The organism is Thermoleptolyngbya sp. M55_K2018_002 (genome assembly GCF_015295965.1).
In the GTDB taxonomy this organism is placed as follows: domain Bacteria; phylum Cyanobacteriota; class Cyanobacteriia; order Elainellales; family Elainellaceae; genus Thermoleptolyngbya; species Thermoleptolyngbya sichuanensis.
On record NZ_DVEA01000412.1, the window covers coordinates 1 to 4,738 of the forward strand.

Sequence of the window (4,738 nt, forward strand, 5' to 3'; positions counted from 1 at the left end):
CTGTCACCAGAATCCCCACCAGGATCGCGGCTCGCACGCCCAGCGCCATCAGCAGCATCAGCCGATCCAGCCGCAGCGTAATGCCCCCGCCGCCGGAACTGCTGGGCAGCGAGGTGGTGGTGCGGCGGCTGCTGTCGCTGAAGGAAGTCCGGGGCGATCGCCCGCCGCCGTCCCCCGTGGTCAGCCGTCCCGAAGGAGACATCTGGGACACGCGCTCGGCCGTCGGAACGGCTGAAGTGCCGTTTGTGGCAGTGTAGGCGGCGGCCGCAGGCTCTAGCGTCGCCGTGCTACCTATGCCGAGTCCATTACCTGCCGTGCCGGCCTGGTCATAGCGGCTTTGGGGCGCAGTCGCCCGACGGGCAAAGGGCGTAGTTGTGCTGCCCACTGGAGCCGGAGCCGACTCCCACTGAGCTGTGTCCGGTTCGCTGGGCAGTTCTTCTAGATACGCCTGCACCTGATCGTCGGCAAAGTAATCCTTCAGGGATGCTCGCTGCTGGGCCAAGTCGCGGAAATGGGGGAACACCTCGTTTTGCAGCCAGCGTTCGCCATAGAGACACAGCCCCGGCAGCAGGTCGGGTGAGCCTTGGGAATGTTCGCGAATGAAGGTCAGGGAATCATGCTCCTGGCTGCGTTCTAGGGCGCGGGTGGCTTCTTCGGTTTGCCCCAGCAGCAGGGCGCACACTGCCTGCTCCAGATACACATCCTGGCGCGTGCCCAGACGCATCAGCATTTGCTTGGCGCGACGAATCAGGGCGGGCTGGCGATAGGCAAAGCCGCGGGCCAGCAGGGCATACACTGCCAGGTAGGTCGCCACAGCCGACGGGCGACGGGCTTCGACCTCAAACAGGGCGTGCTGCTCGGCGGCGGTGAGGTAGCCCCGGAGTTGCTGCATAAACCGCAGAAAATCTTCCACATTCAGCCCAGAGCGGTCGTCGCCGGCACCGTCGATGCCGCCGCGATCTTGCAGCATATCGCGCAGCAGGTTCATACCCTGGCCCCGCTCAATCTCGTGGGACTCGGGCAGCGCCAGCAGTTCCAGAATGCGGTAGGGGCGTAGCTTGTAGAGGTCAGACTGCATTTCGCCGCGCACTCCGGCAAACATGCCCTCTCGCAGCAGCAGTTCTTGTCCCGCTTCTAGGGATTCGGCAGCGCTTTCGTACTGTCCCTGCTGCCACTGTTCGCGGCCCAGTTCCAGGTAGGCGAAGGCAAGTGTCAGCACGACATCCGACCGGGCAATATCGGCCTGGGCGCTGCGGCCCGCGCTGCCGCTGAAGGCGCTATTAGAGAGGTAGGGATGCCCCAGCTTCAGCACCAGTTCGTACTCTCCCAACTCCAGCAGGATCAGCAGCGCCCCGACCAACTGGCTGTCGTCGATGTCGATACTGGGGGCGTAGGGGTCTGCCTCGGTTTCCAGGGCGATCGCCCCCGATTCTGCCCCAGCAAAGCGATCGCTCGTTGGGTCGTAGCTGCTGGCGAGGAAGGTGGCATCGTAGGCGCGGCGCTGCTCCGGGTTCGACAGGGCGGCGTAGGCCTCGTCCAGAAGCTGCTTGCGAGAGGCGATCGCCGCTTCGGAATATTCGCGTCGGGGAAGCTGCTGCGTGCGATCGCGGTGGGCCTGCTGAAGTTGGTCAGCCGTTGCCTGAATAGGTAGCCCCAAAATGCGGTAATAATCAAGCGGAATTCTCACGGCCCACTTCCCCAAAACTCAACGTTATCAAGACATTTTCTAAATCGACCCATGCCAGTAGGCGGCATCACGTAGCCTTGGTAAGACCAGCCAGACTAACTTCCAACAGGCTTTAGCATCTGCCAAATCCAGGCTCCCAAAGCGGCTTCTAAAAGCACTAAGTTCAGCAAGCTGACCTCAGAGGCTATCAAGCAACGATTCACCGACAAATCACCGAACGAATCACCGACAAAGACTCAACCCATGCTTAAGAAAACTCAGTGCGGGTAGAAGCACATTTCGTAAACCCCTTGAACCCTGCACATTCCAGGCATTACTCCATTGAGCAGACCCGTCAGGCGGACATTTGTTTACAGGCGGATGTTTGTTTACAGGCGGATGTTTACAGGCAGACACCTTTACAGGCAGATGCTTACAGGCGGACACCTTTATAGGCAGACACCTTTACAGGCAGATGCCTTTACAGGCGGACACCTATTATCAGCATTAACTGCTGGATGAGCAACCTCAACCTGTCCTCCGAACACAAGTCCTAATTTGAGTTTTGCATTTGAGTTCCATGATGAGTCACGCCAGTCTATGCTACGTCAATCTCTCTTATCCCAGTCATCTTCTCTTAGCAAACTGCGTCGAGTGAGCGACTCCTGCGACAAAATTTACTCATCAGCATACAAAAAACCTAGAAAAATGCCACAGGTTTTTAGCATTGTGCGAGTTTTGTGCAAACTTCTGTGCAAACTTCATTGACGGCCCATGCACCCTGATACACCGATGCACCCGATCCAGTGCCAGTCCCTATAGTTTCCAGTCCCTATAGTTTCACGTAAACCCCTGCATTTGTCAGTGAAGGAAAAGGTTAAGGTTCGCGACATTATATTTTGCTGTATCCGAATATTCCGCTGTATCCAACAATGCGAACCTCCGGCGCAAACAAAACCAGCATCCAGTTTAGTGGAGGCAACCCAATTCCTGTTACGATTTGTTACTGGGCTAGTCAAGCCATTGGCGGAGAGCCAAGCCATTTGGCAAGTTGATGGCCCTTGGGTTTCTGGCGCTGGTTTCTGGCAGCGGCATTTGGCAGTGGCATTTGGCGAATAGGTCGCTCAGGTATTTTAATAGCCATAGCTGCTTTTCCCAGAAGCCCGCTGGCTTGTACGTGCCAGTTTGGGTTTGCCAAGTTTTTCTGTAGGGGCGATCGCCCTCGCCACATCCTTCTCAACCCCATAGGACAGTCTCATGGTTCAGGAACGTGTATTGCCCGCCTTTTCCGCTAGCCCTTCCCAGATCAGCCGGGAAGATGGGCTGGTGGTCTACGAAGACATGGTGCTGGGACGCACCTTTGAAGACAAGTGTGCCGAGATGTATTACCGAGGCAAGATGTTTGGCTTCGTTCACCTCTACAACGGGCAAGAAGCGGTGTCGTCCGGGGTGATCAAGGCCATGCGGAGCGATGACTATGTGTGCAGCACCTACCGCGACCACGTCCATGCGCTCAGTGCAGGCGTGCCCGCCCGCGAGGTGATGGCAGAGCTATTTGGCAAAGCGACGGGATGCAGCAAGGGGCGCGGCGGCTCGATGCACCTGTTTTCGGCAGAGCATAACCTGCTCGGTGGCTATGCGTTTGTGGCGGAGGGCATTCCTGTGGCGACGGGCGCGGCGTTTCAGACCAAATATCGCCGCGAAGCGCTGGGAGACGAATCCGCAGATCAGGTGACGGCCTGCTTCTTTGGCGACGGCGCAAGCAACAATGGTCAGTTTTTTGAATGCCTGAACATGGCGGCGCTGTGGAAGCTGCCAATCCTGTTTGTGGTGGAAAACAACAAGTGGGCGATCGGCATGGCCCACGACCGCGCTACGTCGCAGCCAGAAATTTACAAAAAAGCCAGCGTGTTTGACATGGTGGGCGTAGAAGTGGACGGGATGGACGTGCTGGCAGTGCGGGCGGTGGCCCAAGAAGCCGTGGCCCGGGCCCGCGCAGGCGAAGGCCCCACCCTGATTGAAGCGCTCACCTACCGCTTCCGGGGGCACTCCCTCGCCGACCCCGACGAACTGCGCTCCAAAGCAGAGAAGGAGTTCTGGTTTGCCCGTGACCCGATCAAGCGCCTTGCCACCCATCTGATCGAGCAAAACCTGGCGACAGATGAGGAACTGAAGGCGATTGACCGCAAGATTCAGGCAACGGTGGAAGACGCAGTGCAGTTTGCGCTGGAAAGCCCTGAGCCGAATCCCGCCGATCTGTATAAGTACGTCTTTGCGGAAGACTAAAACCCATCTCCCCTTATGCCCGACCCGATCATGTTTCGTGAGGATGCGTTTGTTGTGCTGGAAACCAACCAGCCAGAACAATTCCTCACCGCCGAGGAACTGTTGCAGAAGCTGGCATCGGTGCTAGAAACCATGCAGGATAGCCTGCCCCGCGAATTGCAAGACATTCCCACGTCGGCAGCGCAAGCGCGTCACTTGCTCGACACCGCCTGTGAACTAGACATTGGGCCGGGGCAGTTTTTGCAATGGTATGCGGTGCGATTGGAGAAGTGACGAGTGAAGTGACTAGAAGCCCCGCAGACGCTCGACTAGAAGTCCAAAATCGCAAATCCAAAATCCAGAATCAATATAGTCCCGACTATCAGCATAGTCCCGACTATCAGCCCGACCATACCCGACTATAGGAGATTTCGGGCTTTGAGTTGGAGATAGCGATCGACCAGTTGCGTGCTGATCCGATCAGCAGGTGCGTCCAGGATTAGCACGCCGCGCTGCTTTAGCTTGGCCAGGGCAAGCTGCCGCTGAGCCAAGAGATCGAGGGCAACAGCGCGACTGTAGACCGTCTGCACGTCTTCGGCGGGGTGGTTTGCTCGGTCGTCTACGCGGCGATCGCGCAGGGCCACGCAAAACGGCAGATAGCGGGGTGCAAGCTGAGCCATCGCGCCGAAGAGTTCTGCCGAAGCAGTCTGGTCGATGATATCGGTCAGCAGCACCACCAAGGCGCGGCGGGTCTGGCGCTGGGCGACGGTGGTCACGGCGTTGAGATAGTCTGGCTCCTGGAATACA

General features: G+C 58.0%; 4 protein-coding genes and 1 pseudogene. 2 read left to right on the forward strand and 3 right to left on the reverse strand.

The window, feature by feature from the left end; genetic code table 11:
• Both IGS51_RS20775 and IGS51_RS20780 read right to left on the reverse strand, forming a co-directional pair.
• A partial coding sequence (locus IGS51_RS20775) for a DnaJ domain-containing protein (protein WP_297080667.1) occupies window positions 1-1,687 on the reverse strand: 1,687 nt, incomplete at its 3' end.
• A gap of 1,112 nt (window positions 1,688-2,799) precedes the next feature.
• A complete protein-coding gene (locus IGS51_RS20780; protein WP_267313432.1) occupies window positions 2,800-2,925 on the reverse strand; it encodes a hypothetical protein in 126 nt (41 codons plus the stop codon).
• On the opposite strand from IGS51_RS20780, the gene pdhA reads away from it, so the two are divergent.
• Window positions 2,924-3,952, forward strand: coding sequence for a pyruvate dehydrogenase (acetyl-transferring) E1 component subunit alpha (pdhA, locus tag IGS51_RS20785; RefSeq protein ID WP_297080668.1), 1,029 nt, complete (start codon window positions 2,924-2,926; stop codon window positions 3,950-3,952). The genes IGS51_RS20780 and pdhA overlap by 2 nt on opposite strands.
• Before the next feature lie 15 nt (window positions 3,953-3,967).
• Window positions 3,968-4,225, forward strand: a complete 258-nt coding sequence (locus IGS51_RS20790) for a chlororespiratory reduction protein 7 (protein ID WP_297080669.1) — start codon at window positions 3,968-3,970, stop codon at window positions 4,223-4,225.
• Between the two features lie 125 nt (window positions 4,226-4,350).
• On the opposite strand, the pseudogene IGS51_RS20795 reads toward IGS51_RS20790, so the two are convergent.
• Window positions 4,351-4,738 (reverse strand): annotated as a pseudogene (locus tag IGS51_RS20795) (DUF58 domain-containing protein); the annotation flags it as partial.